Origin of the sequence: Stieleria sedimenti (assembly GCF_025060895.1) — a bacterium.
Classification (GTDB): domain Bacteria; phylum Planctomycetota; class Planctomycetia; order Pirellulales; family Pirellulaceae; genus Stieleria; species Stieleria sedimenti.
Genome location: NZ_JANZKV010000168.1, coordinates 13,656 through 32,090 on the forward strand (window position 1 = coordinate 13,656; position 18,435 = coordinate 32,090).

Sequence of the window (18,435 nt, forward strand, 5' to 3'; positions counted from 1 at the left end):
GTTCTGACCCGAAAACATAGCGTTGACCAAGCACTAGCCCGTATTGGTCAGCCATTCCGCTTGGGGTAGCCGTGCCAACCAGGCCAACCAAGCGTAATTCGAAGCCGAAATCATCGCCTCTCGGTGAGTCAATTTGAGTGCCGCTAACCCATAGGCTGCCTCTTTGCGACCGCCGTGCATGATCATCTCGTTGCCACTGGCAGGCCCGACCAGGTGTGCCAATTCGTGGACCATCGCGTCGGTCATGAAAAAGGTGTCTTTTCCTTGCATATTTTTGACGCACACTTTGACCCGTTTCTTGTCTTTTACTGCACTGTGAAACCCGCCGGGAATCGCCTCGGCAAAGATCGCATGGCCTTTTTCATTCCTACAACTGCCTCCGGATCGCACGAAGGGCTTGACGGCGCGGCGGGCACGCGGATACCGATTGAAGATCTTGATGATCTTGTTGATCGCGTGGATTTGCTGTTTTTCGGTCGACAAGCTCTTGATTTTGAAACAGCGGTCGACGAGATCGTAGCTCGGTTTTTGTTCCTTCTTGCCTTCCAGGTAGAGAATCGCGTTGAGCAGTTCGACGACGGCTTTGCGGGCCCACTGTTCGGCCCGATTGACGCTTGAATTGATCCGCGTCATGACGTCCTTTTCAGACTCCGTCGTGGGCACGAACAGGCTTGTGCCAGGCCCCGACGATCCCCCGCCCCCGCCCGATCCGCCGCCCGATCCCCCACCCGATCCGCCGGCGGACGGTTGTAATTCGTTCAATTTGGCGATCGTGCGATGTCCGGGGTCGACGCGGGCATCGGCGCGGGCGGCTCCGAAGTGATGCTTCTGAAAGAGGTAAATCGCGCGTTCGGTCTTGGGACCGTTGAGCCCGTCGACGACGAGAAGCGGGTTAGGACGTCCGGCATTGAGCGGGACCCGGTTGAGGGCCTGCTGAATCGATTTGACGTCGGAGCGAAGATTCTTTCCCTGGCGACCGACCGAGCCCGAGATCGTGATTTCAGTGGCCGTCCCACCGGGTTCGCCCGATCCAGCCGTGGGTGAGCAGCGACCGAACAGCCCATACCCCATACACTCTTCGCGGCGTGCAGACATGATTCGTCTCTTGCGTGAAAGAAAGATCAGCAACAGTGATGGTCGTACCCAGTCGCGGTTTGTTGCGTGCATTTTTTGAAATTCACCGTTTTATCGGGCTTTGCCGCAATCAGGCAAAAGGCATGCACAGCATGCCCTACCTGTCTGGACATCTGACTCGCTGGACGGCGTCAGCAGCGTCAATCGCCTGGTGGGCCGGGACGCTTGCCGGCGGGCCCGGTCAGGCGGGTTCGTCGCCCGATGCGGCATCGAAGGTGGATTCGATTTCTCGATAGTTCGCCCGCATCGCGTCGAGTTGCTCTTTCAACCGCTCCAGGTCTCGGCCGTTGTCGATCGATTCGCTCAAGATCGGTCGCAGCCATTCCTGCATCAAGTGGAATTGACCTTTGATCAGATCCGCCAAAACGCGTGGGACCTTGTGCTGCACGTAGACCTTCTGATCCGGCGGCTGGGCGGTGGCTTGATGCTCGCTGATGCGTTGCAGTTGCTCGCCGGTCGATTTCAAGCTTGCCGCGACTTGATCGGCCGAGGCGGTCAGGCTGTGTCGCAACGCATCGATGCGGGCGTCCATCCGCTCTTCGGTGCCGTCGCCGCCGACCGCGATCGCTCGTGAGATCACCTGCCGAATCGATTCCAAACCGTCCCGCATCGATGCCAACTGCCGCATCAGTTGCCCCGCCTGGTCTTCGCTGTCGAGCCCCTGCATGCGGACACTTTCGACGAAGGCATACTTGATGCTGTCCCAACGCTCCTTTTCTTCGGGAGTGAGAATCCCCATCAGTTCTTTGAATTTCAGCACGTTGGCTTCGTTGTCGGTCGTCAGCGTCTGTGCGTCCTGTTCGTAGCTGCTGACGATCAGCGATTGCAATTCCTTGGCGTTCATCACGCTGGCGACTTTTTCCGCCATGCGATTCATGTTTCGATAACTGCCCTGGAGCTTGAACGGCGGTTCGGTGCGGTACGCGTCGGCCTGGGCGGCGCTGCGGATGTACGCCCGGTTGACGCGCAGCACGACGTCGCGGACCCGCAACAGCTTTCGCATCACCTCGTACATGTCGCGGACTTGGTCCGGTGAAAAATTGCCCTGCAGTTCGATGCCTTCCATGGTGTCGCGTTCGGCGGCCCGGATGATGGCGCGGGCATCGTCGGGCGAAGCGGATGACAACGGCGCGAGCGTCGGATTGCTGGTCAAGCAGTTTTCCAGGTAGCTCATCTCAAACGCGTCGGCCGACTCCCCGATGATCTCGCCGAGGTTGTACACGTCGGCGCGGTTGGACAACATGTCGGGAATCTGGAATCGGTCGCCGCTTTCGGTGTAGGGGTTGCCGGCCATCACGACCGAAACACGTCGGCCACGCAGATCGTAGGTTCTCGTCTTCCCATTGCTGACGCCTTCGATCTTTCGCGTCGCATCGCAAAGCGAGATGAATTTTTGCAAGAACTCGGGATGCGTGTGCTGGATGTCATCCAGGTACAACATCACGTTGTCGCCCATTTCCAGCGCCAGATTCAACCGTTCGACTTCTTCTTTCGCGGCCGCGTTGGGCGCTTCGGCGGGGTCGAGCGAGGTGACTTGATGTCCGATCGCCGGTCCGTTGATCTTCATAAAGACCAGGCCGAGTCGATTGGCGATGTATTCCATCAAGGTGGTCTTTCCGTAGCCCGGCGGAGAGATCAGCAACAACAGCCCCATGCGATCGGTCCGTTTGTTCTCGCCCGCGGCCCCCATCTGTTTGGCCAGGTTGTCGCCGATCAACGGCAAATAAACTTCGTCCAGCAGTCGGTTTCGAACGAAGCTGGTCAGGACGCGCGGTTTGAACTCATCGAGCCGCATGTCCTCGCGGGCCACGTCGACGAGTTTGGATTTGGTCTGGTTCAGTTTTCGATAACGCGGCACGACATCCAACATGTACCGCCCGACGCGTCGCAACAGTTCATGATAGTGGACGACCATCGATCCACCTTGGATCCGATCATGGTTCCCGACCAATCCGGTCAACGATTTTGCGACCGCCACTTCGGCGACACTCAGATTCGATAAGCCGCCGGACAGGATGATCCATGCCAATTCGTCCAAGTAGTAGTGCGGCGGATCCACCTGATCGCCGCCGGAGTGATTTGCCAAGAACGCTTTGGCCCAGTTGCGTGCCAGGACGAATGCACGCACCGGATCACTTTCGTTACTCTTCATCGCGGTTTCGAGCAATTTTTGCCGATCGACTTCGGGGACCGAATCGGTGAACGCTTGAAAGAGCCCCGCGGCGCGAGCACTGCAGACGTTTTTCCGTGAGTTGTCGACGAGTTGGTCGAAGAGGTAGTTTGCGATCGCCTCGGCAGTGACGTTGTGATCGAACAGCGGCCCCCAGTACTGAGCGTCTTCTTCTGCCAACTCGGCCAGTCGCTGGCGGAATTCAACCGCCGGTTCGGCATTCGGATAGGCTTTGGCCAGTTTGGCAAACCCTCCGATCCAGTCGGTCATTTCCTTACGCGTCTTCCCCACCAACAGTTTGCCGAACCAGAGCAGGCTGGCGGCCCGAACGCTGGGCGGATGCGCGAGCAGTTCGATGTGCGCATCGATTTCCAACAGGGCTTTCAAAATGCTTGCGGCATCGTGATCGTGAACCCCTTTCGCGTATCCCTGATCGAACCGTCCGCCGATCTGCGATTGAACCCAAGCGGGATTAACTTTCTCCGCGGTCAATTTGTCCTTATATGAATGTCTGTTTTGGAACAGGTCCACGGCCAAGTACTCGGCCCGATAAACGTGGCGGTTTTCGCTGATCAGTTCCTGATTCCACAGATCCCGGGCATCCGACAGAGCCGGGTCTTCCAGCGGAGAGAAATACTGGGTTCCGGTCAAATGCAAACACATCGCATCGTTGCGCAGGACCGTGGTCAGATCCAGCGGCTGCGTGTTGACGGCGAACTTTTGTTTCCCCAGGCGAATGATGTCGCCTCCATCTTCGTACAGATCTTGGCGATCCTTCAGTTGCCGCACCGAGTCCTCGCGGATCGTCTTCATCCGGCTTTGCAGATCGCCGACCCGCACGGCATCGTCTAGGGCCTGCAGCTGGTCGATGATGTCGCGAACCTTTTCGACCATCAGATCGCCGGCGAAGTAGGCCGCGATGTCGTCGGCCGATTCCATCGATCGCACGCGATTGTCGATGCCTTTGAGAATCCGATCGGCTGCCGAGGAAAGCGATTCGGCGCGGCGGTTGCGTTTCTCGACCAACTGGACCTTTCGCGACTCGAACGCCGCATAAACTTCTTCGCGGCGGACGGCCAGTTGCTCGATAAAATCGTCGAACTCGGCGAACTTGCCTTCCAGTTCTTCCAGTTGCACCATGACCTTGGTCAGGTATTCGTCGCAGCGTTCGGGGCTGTCGCAAACGTCCAAGTAGCCGGCTGTGGTTTGCTCGAGCAATTTCAATTGTGATGCAAATTCGGCGCGACCCTCGACGCCGACCAACTCGGTGGTGCGTGCCTTGAGCGCGCTGCGAACGCGGTTGACCGAGGCGAACACGTCGCCGATCGCGTCGATGATCTCGGTGCGTTTGGTTGCGTCCTCGATCCGCAGGTTGCTGACGGTCTCGGTCAACAATTCCAGTTGTGATGCGGCGGCGTCGATTTCTTCGCCCAGCGATTTGGATTCCGCGACGGTGGCGACTTCGGCGACGCGTTCGTTCGCCGCGGCAATGCGTTTGATGTAGGGATCGAGCGCGCCCGGGGTGAGCAAGAAATCAACACATCGACGGCTCAGTCGTTCGCTGCGTTCGGCCGTGGTGGACTCGAGTTCCTCGACGACCTCCAAGTCGACGTATCGCAGTTCTTTGAGTCCCAGGGCGTGTCCACGCTGGGTTCGCAGTTCGGCCAACGATTTGACGAAATCATCGATCGACTCGAATCGACTGCGTTCGATCTTCTTGATCAAGTCCTCGATGGCGGCGGAGACTTCCTGGGTGCGTGTGTTCGTTTCGCGGCGGGCACGGACGACTTTGTCGAATTCTTCGACGGCCGCGTTGGAGGCCTCACGGATTCTCTGCAACGGCTCGGCGAGGTTTTCCGTTTCCGCCTTGTCGATCCAGAAGTAACTGTCCAGGATGTCAGACGACTTCTTGTTCAGATCCAGATACAGACCTTCGTAGCTATCGTCCTTGTCGATCAACTGCAGCAATTCGCTGCATTCGGCCATCCCTCGGACAATCTCTTTATTGCCGATTTTGAACAGCAACGAGTCGGTTTGGTTTTCGGGGACGAAGTTGGGACCGGTGAACGGTGTCTGCCAGATTTGGACGGCATGGTGCTTTTGGGCTTCTTCTTGGCCGCGAAAACATACCATCTCGCCGCGTTCGAAGAACGTTTGCCCGTGACAGATCAGCGGCGTATCAACCGTCTGCTTGATCAGGTTATAGCGCAGTTGAACATAGGTGCCCGAGATCGGCGCGTAGAACAGGTACAGGTAGTCTTCGCCGTTGGAAGCGGCGACGGTGCGTTGGTAACGCATGTCGCTGAGCCCGGTTTCGAAGCGTTTGAATTCTCCGGTTTGCAGATAATAACCGCCGGGAAAAATCAAACCTTGATCCCCCGGCAACATGACGCACGCCGCGGCGATTTCGTCCAGACGGATGACCTGCTGGATTTTGCTGTTGTAGACCAGGTACCGGAATTGGTCTTCCTGGTAGGGTTTCATTTTCAGCAGCACCAGATTGCCCAGAATCGCGTAATAGATTTCCGCGTCATCAAGGGTTTGGTCTGGATTGTCGACCGGCTCGCAATAAATCCCTTCACCGCTGCTGGTGTTGTTTTCGACCTTGATCGTCAGGTCACCGCCGACGGTTTCCACAAACACAAGGTCTTCGATCGAGATGTGTGGGTGGTCGCCATAGTGGTGCTGGTCGCGGGTGGTGCGAGCCCAGCGGAATTCATGCTGTGCGGGTTCTTTGACCTCGTGATCGCTACGGTTGTCGATGTATTCGATGGCGTCGGGCGAGACCCGCCACTTAAACGACTTGATATCACGGGTCGTCTTGCCGACCTGAAACACCATATGCAGCATCGGGCCGGAGCGATAGAAACGCGAAAAACGCGTGTCCTTGTAGAACCGGTACAGTTCGCTGAAATCATTGTGGAAACGTGAGTCGCCGATCAGATCCAGCGAGGCTTCGTGGAACTGATTGTCTTCGAATCGGTAGGCCGAAAAGACGTCCGAAAGTTCGATTTCCGTCTTCAGGCCGAACTGCACGTTGTAACCAAACAAGAACTCGTCGCCGATCGAGACCAAGTCGCGGGGCACACAATTGTGCTCGGTGGTGACGCGTTCGGTCGAGATCAGCTTGGTCTCGATGTTGCCAAACACCTCCGCACGCGACTCGTTCAGCTTGGCAAGACGCTCACGCAGGTTGTCTGCGGCATCACGCAAGCGATTGCGGAGAACTTCATAGGTGCCGGCGGCGAGTTGGGAGTCGGGCATGGATTGGCTCCCGAAGGGTGGGTTTGGAAAGCAGGCGACGGAATCAAAATGCCCGGGGACGAACCCCCGGGACGATCGGCGAGGTAATCGGAGGCTTCACGCCCGCCCGTGGCCGAGCGGTGTGAAATCGAAGGTCGGCGGCAAGCCGCTGGACATGCCGCCGAGTCCCGGCCGAGTTACGCTAAACCGCCTTTCAGATTTTTGCCGTTGCCGGAGGGGTTGGCCAGCAGACGACTCGCTTTCTGGTCCGCGATGTTGGCGGTTCCGGCCATTCCGAGCAGACTGGTCAGTTGTGACCGCATGTCGTCGGTATCGGCCATCCCCATCATTTTGGCGATCAAGGCGGCGATGGACAGGTCCTTCACGCCGTCGGTGTCCAAGTTGAATTGGCCGATCATCTTGGTCAGCTGGTCGCGGAAGTACTCCGCGTTGCCGTCGAAGAACGTGTCCTTGATGTCCGTGGCGACGCGGCTGTTGTAGACGAATCGGTCGATCGCCTTGCCGCCCTTGACGGCCGAAGTGATCTGATCGAAGAACTCGCCGTCGCCACCGACGATGTCGATACGAGCGGCCTTGAGGGCTTCGCTGACGACCCCGGCTTGGCTTTCGGCGATGCCACGCTGGGCATCGATCGCGGCGATTTCGACATCCTTTTCTTTGCTGAGCTTGAGTTTGAATTCCTCGTGCTCCTTTCCGACGCTGTCGAAGATCTTCATCGCTTCGGCTTTCTCGGTGATGCCGACCGCCTCGCTGCGGTACTTTTCCAATTCCACGCTGGCTTCGGCCATGCCCTGCTTTTCGATCGCAGCGGCTTTGGCTTCGATCCCCTTGGCTTCGGCGACGGCTTTCTTCTCCAAGACCGTCGCTTCGGCGAAACCTTCTTTTTCCAAACTCGCTGCCTTGGCTTCTCGCACACGTGCTTCGGCAAGTCCCGCCGCGGCGGCTTGAGCGGATTCGGCTTCGGCAAGCATTTTCGTTGCCGCGGTTTCTTTTTCCGCCGCGTCGCGTTTGGCTTCCGCTTCGATGCGAATTTTCTCCGCCAACAACTCGCTGGATTCCTTTTCCGCTTGGGCCAGCTTGGTTTGGCGAATCAGCTCTTCCTCGGCCTTCATTTCCGCAGCCGTGATTTGAACCTTTTTGGCCCGTTCGGCTTTGGCGATTTCTTCGGTGTCCTTGATGCGTTCCTGTTCTTCGACGACGGCTCGTTCGACGGCGACGCGTTCGCGGATGACTTCTTGGATGTTCCGCTTTTCGGTTTCGATCGCCTTTTCCTTTTCGACTTCGGCGACCCCGACGACTCGCAGGCGCTCGGTGGCTTCCAAGTCACGGTCACGATTGACACGTTCCAATTCGACGGCGTCGGTTTTCTCTTTGTTGCGCTGGGCGACGAGGATTTGGCGGTCCTTGTTTTCCGTTGCGACGCCCAATTCTTCTTCGGTCGCGATTCGCGCCCGCTCGGATTCCAATCGCTGTTCCTCTTCGACCTTTCGGGCCGAAGCCTGTTCGCGGGCGGTGATTTCGGCGATTTCGCGTTTCTGTTTCTCGACCGCTTCGACACGCTGTCGCTCAAGCGCAAGGATCGTTTCTTCCGCTTCGACGTCCTGCTTTTTGAGCGTTTTTTCCTTGTCCCGGGTGAATTGATTTTCCTTGACCTTTTCGGCGGCGGTCAATTCGGTGATCTTTTTGATCCCTTCGGCGTCCAGAATGTTGTTGGGCGAAAGGAGTTCCAGCGGCGTTTGTTCCAGGTAGTCGATCGCCGCGTCGTCGAGCCGGTAACCGTTCAAGTCGGTGCCGATGACTTTCAGGATTTCGTCTTTGAACTTGTCGCGTTCGTCGTACAGTTCGACAAAATCAAACTGCTTGCCGACGGTCTTGAGTGCTTCGGAGAACTTGGCGTCAAACAGTTCACGCAGTGTTTCAAGTTCCGAACAGCGGCGTGCCCCGATCGACGCGGCGACTTCCTTCATTTCTTCTTCGCTGCTGTCGACTCGAATGAAGAAGGCGACTTTGATGTCCGCGCGAATGTTGTCTTTACAGATCAGCCCCTCGCTACCCTGACGGCTGATTTCAAAGCTCTTCAGCGACAGGTCCATCAGCTCGTAGCGATGGATCACAGGGACGATCAGCATGCCGTTGCCGGTGACGACGTCCATCTTGCCCATCCCGGTCTTGACGATGGCTTGGTCCGGGCCGACCACCATGTAACATTTTTTGATCGTCGCGACGATGCCGAGCAGCACCACAAAGAGAATCCCGACACCGATCAGGACACTCGTCAGCAGGCCTTCGGCCAGCAGCGGCGTCGCAAGAATACTCCAAGTCATCACGATTCGTTCTCCGGTTCAAGTTCAGTAACGGTGTAAATCCGTTTGGTTGGGTCAAACTCTAGAATCCGCACTTCCGTCCCTTTCGGAATCTCAGCCCCCGTGGTGCGGACATTTAGCAAAAGCGGAGCGGCATTCGTCCGAAACTTAGCTTGCCCGAACGTGGACGAAGCCTGGATTGACGAAATTTCGCAGGTCGCCCCGATCAGTCGGTCCTTGTCGTAACCCGGTTCGGGCGTGAATTTGCCGACGACCGGCTGGGTGACGAATTTGGTCGCCACGACGGCGATGACAAAGTTTCGCGCGCCCAACAAGATCGACGGCAGCCAGACCGGCTGGTATCGCGAGGCGTCGAAACCGTGCCACAAGCCATAAGACACCATCCAGAACAGGACGGTGAATGCCCCAAACCAAATCACCAAGGGCACGCGTCCGAAGTTGGACCAGCGGACCGTCGTGGCCGCAAACCCGCCCAAAAAGTCGAAACCGCCCGCGTGTCCGATGTCCGCATCCCCGCCGGCGACGTCGAAATCGACCGCCTCCAGATCCGGCGTCCCCACGTCCACATCCATGTCCATCGACATGTCGGCGTCCAGGTCAATGTCGGGCGCATCGAGATCCAGTTCGATCAGCCCGATCAACGCCACCAACGTGTACATCACCATCAGGCAAACCAGAATCGACGCCGGCCATACCGGACCGACGAACATTCGATTGGCGAGATCTGTCAGTACTTCTTCCACAGCGGTCATGCCCAGCAAGAGTCATGCGATTCCTAAACCGACTCGTTAGCGTAGGGCATTTTCAGACCGCCGGAGGGGCGCGGGGTTGCCGAGAAAGAGGAAAACTCACGAAGTCGCAGCGAAAGGAAGTGCGACGGCGCGAAACTCCGATGGATCGCGGGGCCCGCTTTTCACGCCACGTGCGTTGAGTCTGAAGGTGTGAGCGGAACGGCGCGAGCGGGCTGTCGCTAGCAAAAAAACACCCGCTTGGCGGCGTCAGCCCTGCGCCGCCAACCCCGCTCGGACGCGGATGGTGTCCAGATCCAGCAGACCGATCAAGCGACCGCTGGCGTCGGCCACGGCGAATTGACGACAGCCTTCCAAGGGCCGTGTGACGACGGATTCCAAGGATTCATCCGGAGACAGCACCGGCGCGTCATATCGAGCCAGTTGGCCGACGGTGGTGCGGGGATCGGCACCGCGCTCGACGGCTTCGGTGACGTCTTCGAGCGCCAGGATGCCGACGACGAACTCGTCCTGACCGACCACCGGAACCGCGGTCGTCGGGCACGATCGCAGCGACGGAAGTAACTCATCGAGTTCCATGTCCATCGGCAACCGGGGTGGTTGATGAATCATCGCGTCGTTGATCGTCAAATCACGCAGCGGCTCGATCACGTCGACTTGTCGCGCTTCGCTCAAGCCCGCGTAACAGATAAACACCGCGATCAGCCCCGCGGTCACGGCGCCATGGTGCAGCGCTAAGCCACCCATCACGACGGCGCACAGGACGCCGATGTAAGACGCAATCCGTGTCGCACGCCGATACTCGATCCCCATCGCCAAGACGCTTCGCAGCACCCGCCCGCCGTCCATCGGAAACGCCGGGATCATGTTGAACAAAACCAGAGCCGTATTGATCAACATCATCGACAACAGGTACCCCAACGGTGTCGGTGAATTGAGCACTTCGATGACCCGATCGCCCGCTTCGGCCTCCGTCAAAATTTCTCCCAGCGAGGGCAGCCCCAATCCGGGCAGGAGCCACAAAACGGTTCCCAAGATCAATAGAATCACGACGTTCACCGCTGGACCGGCAACCGCGACCAGAAATTCTTGCCAGGGAATCCGCGGGATCTTCATCAATCGGGCGACGCCGCCGATCGGAAACAGCGTGATGTCCAACGTTTCGATGCCGAAACGACGGGCCATCAAAGCATGGCCGTATTCATGTAGCGTCACGCACAAGAACATGCCCAACAACAGCGTGACTCCGAAAACCGTGCCGATCACGCCATCCTGGTATCCTGCATAGGCGACGTAAGCGACCAAAAGGGCGAACGACCAGTGGACGTAGACGCCGATTCGAAAGTAAGTTCCCAGTTTGAGTCGTCTTCGCCACACGTCGGCTCGGCCCGTTCAATAAGTCCGTAAAATTCCGTCAGTTCCTCAACCGCATCACACTATGTTACGCCACAAACTGATTCACCCCCAGATCTCCTCCATCCTGGCTGCCTCGGGACACCATAGCACCATCCTGATTGCCGACGGGAACTACCCCGCAGCGAGTAAACGAGGCCCCCGCGCCGAACTGGTCAGTTTGAATCTAATGCCCGGCGTCCCGACCTGCAATCAGGTTCTCGAGGCCGTCCTGTCGGCGATCCCGGTCGAAACCATCCAGACCATGAAGACGGAAACCGAAGGCCCCTACGCCCTGGACGGCGATCCGCCGGTCTGGGACGACTACCGAGCGACGATCAAATCCGAAGGCCTGGATCTGGAATTGGAACCGATCGAAAAATGGGATTTTTATAAAGCGGTCAGCACCGAAGACCACGTGCTGACGATCCAAACGGCCGATCAGCAACGCTACGCCAACATCCTGCTGAGCGTCGGCGTGCGGATGTAGCGCGGATGAACCGTCTTAGCGGAAGGGCGCGAGCCCTCCGGTCTTTCACGATGTTATTGAAGCGCGACCGGACGGCTCGCGCCGTTCCGCTAACACCTTTCGAGCCAGAGTGGATGAGATAGGGCTTGCGGCCTGCCGCTAGCGCCACAGCCATTCGCGGAAACCTTCGACGACCTGCTGTCGTTCCGCGATCGCTCGCCAAACGACAAACAACCCCAGCGTCAGCGCGACGATGATCATCGTGCCGCCACGCCGCGGGGCCGGAGGCGACGTCGCTTCCGCTTTGTCTCTCAAGTGCCCCAACAGTTTTTCCCAGAAAACACTCGTCGCGATCGGTTCGAACGATTCAATCGACGTCGAATCGATCGCTTGATGCCCCGCCGCTCGCAAGTGGACGCGCAACTGGGGCAGAAACACCTGCAGCGTCTCTCGATCACACGTCGCCTCGGCATCGAGTTCCAACGCGGCTTCGAGTAACGGCAACAACATCTGCTCCGGCATCCGCCCGTACACAACCAATCGCGGGCGCGCGGTCAGCGCAAACAGAGAGATGATCAGCCCATAAAACGTCGCCAGGGCAAGCCACACCCAGCCGCCAAACACGCCGGCCGCCGCCTTGGGGAAAAAAAGTTCCCCCGGACCGATGGCCACCAAACCGACGACCGAAAACCCCAGCGCCGCAATATCGCGCCCTCCCGTCGTGATCAACACCCGACCGCTGAGACGAATCATCCCTAGCAACAACAGATACGCGACCAGCGGAAGCAAGGCGATCAGCAAGTAGATCGGTTCGATGGACATGCGCGGGTGAAGAGGCCGGGAGTCGGAGGGGAGGCGATTCGGTCCGTAAAGCGTACCAATTTCAACCGCTCGACGCGACGGAGGAGACGAGGCGGCGAGAGTTCTGCGAAACAGCCGGATGATCCGACCGATCGGACCAATCGGCAGATTGCTGGTAAGTGATCGCGGTGGTTGGTCAAGCAAAACAGGCCAGTGGGAAGATCGCGCCGCACGCTTTTTTCAACGAAGCACCTTTTTCGAACACGCAACGTACTGCATGAGTCAACCATCCCATCTGACGTTTTCGCAATCGGTCACCACCGGTGTCGATCAACAGAACGCGCTGCCCTCCCAACCGCAAGGTCCCTCCGACGTGATCGGCCGAGTCGAACAGACGCTCACCGAGGTTGAAAACGCGTGCCGGGAAATCGGAGACGAACGCAACTGCGCGTTCGGGCTGAGCGTGATCGTCCCCGTGTTCAACGAACGAGACACCCTGCCGAAAATCTTAGACCGCATTGATGAGGTGATGCCGGAGGGGACGCAAACCGTGGTGGTCGACGATGCCAGCACCGACGGGACAGCTCAATGGTTGACGGCGCTGCCGCCGCGGGCCAATCGAACGATTCTGTTGCGCGGCCGCAATCACGGCAAGGGCTCCGCCGTCCGAATGGGCATGCGGCACAGTCGCGGCGAAATCGTCGCGATTCAGGACGCCGATACCGAGTACGATCCGATCGACCTGCTGGACGTCATCCAGCCGATTCAACAAGGCGAGGCAGAAGTCGTGTACGGCTCGCGCTACCTCGGACAGAGCGATGACCCGTCGATGTTTCATCGGCTCGGCAATTGGGCTCTAACCGCACTCAGCAATTGCATGACCGGCCAGCGATTGACGGACATGGAAACCTGTCACAAAGCGTTTCGAGGCGAATTGGTGCGATCGATTCGGATCAAAGAGTGTCGATTCGGATTCGAACCCGAAATCACCGGCAAGATCGCCGAACGCGGAATCGCGATCGCCGAAGTGCCCACCGGTTACCAGTACCGCAGCTATGACGAGGGCAAAAAAATCACCTGGAAAGACGGCATCGCCGCGCTGGCGTGCATGTGGCGCTACCGCAACGCGGGATGGCTGCGGCGTGCGGTCGCCGGGGCGGGCAGAGTGCTGATCCGCCTGCCGCGTCTGGCTCGCAACAAAGTGGCGTAAGCTAATTGCCGGGCAGTTGCCGACGGTGTTTCGGCGTTTCCGAGGGCGGCAGCTCGCAGTCAAACTCTTCCTGGTAACGGCGTCGTTCGACGGGCGTGGCGTAGAACCGCAGCCATGTCTCAGTATCCTCGACGCACATCCACTCCAGGGCCTTGCCCGGGACATCGACTTTCTTTTCGCAGCAGGGCAGGATATCGCGATAAATGATCGTGTACAGTTCTCGATCACAGAGGTGATCGGTGCACCGCAACACGATGTGCTTGCTGTACAACTTTTGAATCGTCTTTTTCAGTCGGTGCGAAAGTTGCGAGTCCCCCAAGGCGTCGGGCGGCAGCAAGTGAAGCGGCGGAGCGAACCAGTCGGAGATCGGCAGGGCAGGTGCCCGTTCCCAAGCCAACATCGATGCCAAGTATTCGTTCTCGGCTTGCAGCGACATTCGGTTGATCGACGATTCGATCGACTCGTCGCGGTAGGGCTCCAGCTCATCCCGAAGCCGCGCGTTGGCCAACATTAATTCGACTTCGTCGATCGTTTGGCGGCGGGTTTCTCGCATGTCCATCTAAACCGGTTGGCAGGGGGGGGAGGCAGCTAGGCTGGTGCAAAGGATCGGTCGACCGGCCCGCAGGCAACCCTGGTGGGGCACCGTTCGGCTGACCGAGTCGTCCAACGATGCTCTGATGGTATCTGTCCTTTGCCGCCACTCAACTTGCAACTGAAGCAAAACCGCGGTTTCAAATCAATTTCGTCGCTCCGGCCTTGGCTTGACCGTTACGAACGGAATGGCTTATCAGGATTTGCCGTCAATTCGGCAGGCAACGTGTGTCTTTCCGAAAAGATCGGCTCCCGTCACGGTCATCGCGAGATCAGATCTCGATACAGCTGGGCGTGGCCCTCGACCATTTTCTCAACCGAAAACACTTCCTCGATGCGTTGTCTGGCGGTGGCCCCCAGCCGGTCGGCCGCGTCGGGGTGCTCCAGTAAATCCAGCGATTCGCGGGCCAGCGCTGCACGGTCTCCCAGTGGAACCAGTCGACCGGTTTGATCGTCGATCACCAAATCTCGATTGCCGGGGATGTCCGAGGCGATCACGGGGATCCCGGCTTGCATGGCTTCGATCACCGCATTGCTCTGGCCTTCATACTCGCTGCCGATCCAAAACAGATCCGCGTGCGGCAACAGTTCGGCGACATCATCGCGCGCGCCCGCAAAACGAACGTGTTTGGGGATCGTGACGGAGTCGCGAAACCGCAGCAATTCAGCCTTTTGGGGACCGTCGCCGATCACGACCAACGTGGTGTCGCCACGCGTGCAGGCGAGCAGTTCGGCGGCCCAGATCAAATCACGATAACGCTTTTGCGGCCACAGGCGGCCGACCGCCAGCACCAGCTTTCGCTCCACCGAGACGCCGAGCCGCTCGAAAGCCTGCGAGCGCGAGATCGGCGTCGCAGCCCGCGGGGGAATGCCATTGGGGATGACATGAAACAGATCGGGGGCGATGCCGTGACGCGCATAAAACTCCTGGACCCCGGAACTGTTGGTCGTGATCGCGGCCGAACGTCGTGCCAGAAAACGATCGATCTGAAAATGCCACCAGGATTTCCAAGGGTCGACGCAACGTTCACTGGCGACAATCACCGGAACCTTGGCCAGCAGCGCCGCGGCGCGGCCGAAGCTGTTGGCGGCGAACAACCAGGTGTGCACCAGATCGGGCGACCAATCCGCCAACACCCGTCGCAGCCGAAACAACGCCGTCGGATCGGCCTTGAAACGCTTGCCGATCACGGTGACGGAGATCCCAGCTTGCCTCAGCGATTCGCTTCTCGGACCGTCGCGCGTCAACAGGAAGACTCGCACGTCAAACTCCTCGCGCGGCAGGTTTTCGGCCAACAACGCAAGCTGCTTTTCGGCACCGCCTCGGTCCATCGTCGGAATGATCAGCGCGATTCGAAGTTTCATTGCGCGTTTTCCAGCGATGTCGATTGCGAAGTGTTCGGAGACGATCCGGCGACGAGTTGGCGAAAGAGGGTGACATAACGCTCGATGGAGTCGCTTCGTGATCGGCTTCGTTGCATGATCCGACGCGTCTGCCGGGCGCGCCGGCGAGCCTGCTCCAGGTTGCCGACGATCTGTTCAATCGCGAAACGCAGGGTTTTGGGGCGCGCGGGATCGAACCACCAGACCAAGTGGCCAGCCTGCTCGGACATCTGGTCGACAGCCTCGGGATCGGCTTGGAGTGCATCGCCACGACGCTCGATGATCCGCAGCCGGACCTCCGACTCGCTGACGCCGAAAAACTCGCGCGCCGTTGCGGTATTGGCCAGCACCAACGGCAATGCGGCCGAGATCGCGGTCGGGACCTGATGTTCGAAGCCCTCGTCGCCGACATGGACCATCAAGTCGGCTGCGGAATAGACATCGTCGGGTGATCCGAAGGAGCCCGGCATCGCCATCGATTGCCGCAACCCGTCGCTTTTCAGTCGCGAGTAGATCGTTTCACGCAGCGGGCCATCGCCGATCAACCAAAACTGTAATCCGCGGATGTGATTGGAAAGCAGGTAGGCCGATTTCACCAGTGTCATGATGCCCGAACTTCGATCCAAGCGTTCGACCGACAGGACGACCGAGCAGGATTCGGGGACGAACAGATCGCCGTTGATCCGCGACATCGCCCGGCGAAGATTTTTGGGACTCGATAACCCATGCTCCTTCGTCGGACCGACCCCATGGGCAATGCGATGGGTCCGCGTCTTGTCGCCGCCTTCGGCCAGCCAACGGCGATGGACCGAGGCACTGTCAAGAATGACGGCAGCGGCGTCCATCACGGCTGATCGACAACGCTTTCCGATGCGACTCTGTTTGAAGAATTCCAAATCGCTACAGTCGCCGTGCCCGGAAAGGCGAACCACCGCAGGAACACCGATCGCCCGGGCGGCTTCGACCGCCGCAATCGCTTCTTCACGACCGGCGTCACAGTAGACGATATCGCACGAGGTCGGATCGGATTCAATCCAGTCACGCAGGTAGCGAATGTAGCGTGATGCCGTGCGGTCACCACGGGCCGTCCAACCGGTTCGAAACATCCGAATCGGCCGATACACCTGACACTCGCGAAACGAAAACCTCTCCGCCCAGGAGCCGGCATATTTCGGCGTCACGACCGACACCTGAATCCCCGCCAGCCGCAACCCGGTGGCAAGTTCCATCAAATGGCCGGCCGAATCGATCGACCCGTGCGGCCAAAAGTGTCGACCGATCAGCAGAACACGGACGGGGCGTTCCAAACCACTCACTGTTTCGATTTGTGCTCCGTCGCTTCGATCTCGTGCGTCTCCAAGACCGCCAGGTAGGGCAGGTTGCGGTACATGTCCAAGTAATCCAAGCCGTAGCCGACCACAAATTCATCGGGGATTTCAAACGCCACAAAGTCGGGACGCAGTGACACGGCATGCTCGCGATGCTTGTGCAACAACACCGCCGTCTTGGTCGATTTCGCGCCGAGTTCCTTGATCATCCCCGACAACCGATCCAACGTTCGTCCGGTGTCAAAAATGTCATCGACCAACAGGACTTCGCGATCTTTGACGTCGATCAGCATGTTGGCGTTGACCTCCAAATTTCCCGATTCGGTCCCCCCACGATAACTCGACGCCTGGATCACGCCAACTCGTTGCGGCATCGACAGACGACGAATCAGATCGGCAAACAAGACCAAACTGCCCGTCATGACCGCAATCACCGTCAGCGGCCGCTGCGCCCCGTAAAACCGATCGATTTCCGTGGCCAGTCGTTCGACGCCGGCCTGTAACTGGTTCTCATCAAGCAGAATACGCATCCGTTTCGCGTCCGGTCGACGCGCTCCCCGCGGCAAATTCTCAAATGGCTGGCAAAATGGGCGATTTAGGGCTTCAGTGCGATTCGGTCCAGCAAATTGCGGATCGGACACAACGAAACGCCGATGAACGATACACCGGCGGCCGATAATTTCCCACGGGACTTCCCCCCCCGGAATGCCTCGTCCGTCCCAGGGATCCCTGCTCCACTGACGCGTTTTTTCGACAGACCCGACGAATGACCAATTCCCAACGTTTGGCGACCGTGCGAGCCCATCTGCAGCAGTGGCTGGCCGCCAATGTGATGCCGCGCCCCTGCCAAATGACGCCGGACGTGGATGCATCAAACGTGGTCTCTGAAGCAGAGGTTTCTGAAGGGGCTGAATTGAACGCGGATTGCGATCTGGACCAGGCATCGGAGACCGACGCGACGGAATCGGCGGAAGCCACCCAGGAGCAAATGGCGCAGGAAATCCAGTCACAGTCGGATCAAGAGGACGAGAACGACGCGAAAATCGTTTCCGAGTCGATTCTGATTCGGGACGGGTTCTACGCCGGACGCACCTTTCATGCGACCGCCCAGGGCGAAACGTTTCGAGCGACCTGGTTCATGGAACCCGACGAACTGAAAATCCACGGTGCCGGCGGCGCCTTGGTGGCGTCGTTCCAGGGCGAGCAAATCGTTGCAAACGCCCCTGCCTTGCAAGACGTTGCGTTGGAAGACGTTGCGTTGGAAGACGCGGCCTCGGACGACCAGGACGAATCCTCCGCGACCGACGCGGGGCCGATCAGTTTCCCGATGCCGGCGGCCGATCACGATTCAAGCGACCAGGATTCCGACCAGCAAGGCCAGGTTCCCAAAGCGGCCTAGTGCTTTGTTCCATTTCAATGTTCGGGTCGATGAGAGATTCGCGAAAAGGGGTCAGACCCCAATAGCCGGAACGGCCCGAAGGGTGCTTCGCACTATTGGGGTCTGACCCCTTTTCGCTGGCAACCCTAATTGCAAATTGGAACAAAGCACTAGCGTCTTCTGGCGAAAAGCGTGCGACTGGATTTGCCACCCCTCCGTAGGTGACATACGTTTCGATAGTG

At 58.7% G+C, this 18,435-nt stretch carries 13 protein-coding genes; 3 read left to right on the forward strand and 10 right to left on the reverse strand.

Going from position 1 to position 18,435, the window contains the following annotated elements:
* Positions 1–33: 33 nt before the first annotated feature.
* The 5 genes from NZK35_RS21140 to NZK35_RS21160 all read right to left on the reverse strand — a co-directional run bounded on the left by NZK35_RS21140 (position 34) and on the right by NZK35_RS21160 (position 11,018).
* Positions 34–1,095, reverse strand: a complete 1,062-nt coding sequence (locus tag NZK35_RS21140; protein ID WP_259634514.1) for a peptidoglycan-binding domain-containing protein — start codon at positions 1,093–1,095, stop codon at positions 34–36.
* Positions 1,096–1,315: 220 nt separating this feature from the next.
* Positions 1,316–6,568: a DNA repair ATPase gene (locus NZK35_RS21145; protein ID WP_259634515.1), complete on the reverse strand. Its 5,253-nt coding sequence runs from the start codon at positions 6,566–6,568 to the stop codon at positions 1,316–1,318.
* A 176-nt stretch (positions 6,569–6,744) separates the two neighbouring features.
* Positions 6,745–8,892 (reverse strand): flotillin family protein, encoded by a 2,148-nt coding sequence (locus NZK35_RS21150; protein WP_259634516.1) that lies wholly within the window; start codon positions 8,890–8,892, stop codon positions 6,745–6,747.
* Positions 8,892–9,644: a YqiJ family protein gene (locus NZK35_RS21155; RefSeq protein WP_259634517.1), complete on the reverse strand. Its 753-nt coding sequence runs from the start codon at positions 9,642–9,644 to the stop codon at positions 8,892–8,894. Before NZK35_RS21155 ends, NZK35_RS21150 begins: the two co-directional genes overlap by 1 nt.
* A 246-nt stretch (positions 9,645–9,890) precedes the next feature.
* Entirely contained in the window at positions 9,891–11,018 is a 1,128-nt protein-coding gene (locus NZK35_RS21160) for a site-2 protease family protein (RefSeq protein ID WP_259634518.1), read from the reverse strand.
* A gap of 61 nt (positions 11,019–11,079) precedes the next feature.
* Between NZK35_RS21160 and NZK35_RS21165 the strand changes: the two genes are divergently transcribed.
* Positions 11,080–11,523 (forward strand): RbsD/FucU family protein, encoded by a 444-nt coding sequence (locus NZK35_RS21165; RefSeq protein ID WP_259634519.1) that lies wholly within the window; start codon positions 11,080–11,082, stop codon positions 11,521–11,523.
* Positions 11,524–11,661: 138 nt separating this feature from the next.
* Here NZK35_RS21165 and NZK35_RS21170 read toward each other — a convergent pair whose 3' ends face one another.
* Positions 11,662–12,324, reverse strand: coding sequence for a hypothetical protein (locus NZK35_RS21170; RefSeq protein WP_259634520.1), 663 nt, complete (start codon positions 12,322–12,324; stop codon positions 11,662–11,664).
* Positions 12,325–12,580: 256 nt separating this feature from the next.
* On the opposite strand from NZK35_RS21170, the gene NZK35_RS21175 reads away from it, so the two are divergent.
* Complete coding sequence (locus NZK35_RS21175; RefSeq protein WP_259634521.1) at positions 12,581–13,513, forward strand: glycosyltransferase family 2 protein; 933 nt, start codon at positions 12,581–12,583, stop codon at positions 13,511–13,513.
* Position 13,514: 1 nt separating this feature from the next.
* Here the strand turns inward: NZK35_RS21175 and NZK35_RS21180 are convergent, their stop codons facing one another.
* The 4 genes from NZK35_RS21180 to hpt form a co-directional block, all read right to left on the reverse strand.
* The gene (locus NZK35_RS21180) at positions 13,515–14,066 is read right to left on the reverse strand and encodes a hypothetical protein (RefSeq protein ID WP_259634522.1); all 552 of its coding nucleotides are present in this window, start codon (positions 14,064–14,066) and stop codon (positions 13,515–13,517) included.
* 299 nt (positions 14,067–14,365) lie between these two features.
* On the reverse strand, positions 14,366–15,469 hold the full coding sequence (locus tag NZK35_RS21185) for a glycosyltransferase family 4 protein (protein ID WP_259634523.1): 1,104 nt from the start codon (positions 15,467–15,469) through the stop codon (positions 14,366–14,368).
* Positions 15,466–16,803, reverse strand: coding sequence for a glycosyltransferase (locus NZK35_RS21190; RefSeq protein ID WP_259634524.1), 1,338 nt, complete (start codon positions 16,801–16,803; stop codon positions 15,466–15,468). The genes NZK35_RS21185 and NZK35_RS21190 overlap by 4 nt, the downstream gene beginning before the upstream one ends.
* On the reverse strand, positions 16,800–17,345 hold the full coding sequence (gene hpt, locus NZK35_RS21195) for a hypoxanthine phosphoribosyltransferase (protein ID WP_095741632.1): 546 nt from the start codon (positions 17,343–17,345) through the stop codon (positions 16,800–16,802). Before hpt ends, NZK35_RS21190 begins: the two co-directional genes overlap by 4 nt.
* 236 nt (positions 17,346–17,581) lie before the next feature.
* Between hpt and NZK35_RS21200 the strand changes: the two genes are divergently transcribed.
* A complete protein-coding gene (locus tag NZK35_RS21200) occupies positions 17,582–18,214 on the forward strand; it encodes a hypothetical protein (protein ID WP_259634525.1) in 633 nt (210 codons plus the stop codon).
* Positions 18,215–18,435: the final 221 nt, after the last annotated feature.

What these genes read in the sequence shown, in the direction of transcription:
- NZK35_RS21200 (WP_259634525.1), top strand. Translation starts at nt 17,582, where the DNA reads ATGACCAATTCCCAACGTTTGGCGACCGTGCGAGCCCATCTGCAGCAG.
- NZK35_RS21170 (WP_259634520.1), bottom strand. Translation starts at nt 12,324, where the DNA reads ATGTCCATCGAACCGATCTACTTGCTGATCGCCTTGCTTCCGCTGGTC.
- NZK35_RS21155 (WP_259634517.1), bottom strand. Translation starts at nt 9,644, where the DNA reads ATGACCGCTGTGGAAGAAGTACTGACAGATCTCGCCAATCGAATGTTC.
- NZK35_RS21150 (WP_259634516.1), bottom strand. Translation starts at nt 8,892, where the DNA reads ATGACTTGGAGTATTCTTGCGACGCCGCTGCTGGCCGAAGGCCTGCTG.
- NZK35_RS21165 (WP_259634519.1), top strand. Translation starts at nt 11,080, where the DNA reads ATGTTACGCCACAAACTGATTCACCCCCAGATCTCCTCCATCCTGGCT.
- hpt (WP_095741632.1), bottom strand. Translation starts at nt 17,345, where the DNA reads ATGCGTATTCTGCTTGATGAGAACCAGTTACAGGCCGGCGTCGAACGA.
- NZK35_RS21140 (WP_259634514.1), bottom strand. Translation starts at nt 1,095, where the DNA reads ATGTCTGCACGCCGCGAAGAGTGTATGGGGTATGGGCTGTTCGGTCGC.
- NZK35_RS21185 (WP_259634523.1), bottom strand. Translation starts at nt 15,469, where the DNA reads ATGAAACTTCGAATCGCGCTGATCATTCCGACGATGGACCGAGGCGGT.
- NZK35_RS21145 (WP_259634515.1), bottom strand. Translation starts at nt 6,568, where the DNA reads ATGCCCGACTCCCAACTCGCCGCCGGCACCTATGAAGTTCTCCGCAAT.
- NZK35_RS21180 (WP_259634522.1), bottom strand. Translation starts at nt 14,066, where the DNA reads ATGCGAGAAACCCGCCGCCAAACGATCGACGAAGTCGAATTAATGTTG.
- NZK35_RS21175 (WP_259634521.1), top strand. Translation starts at nt 12,581, where the DNA reads ATGAGTCAACCATCCCATCTGACGTTTTCGCAATCGGTCACCACCGGT.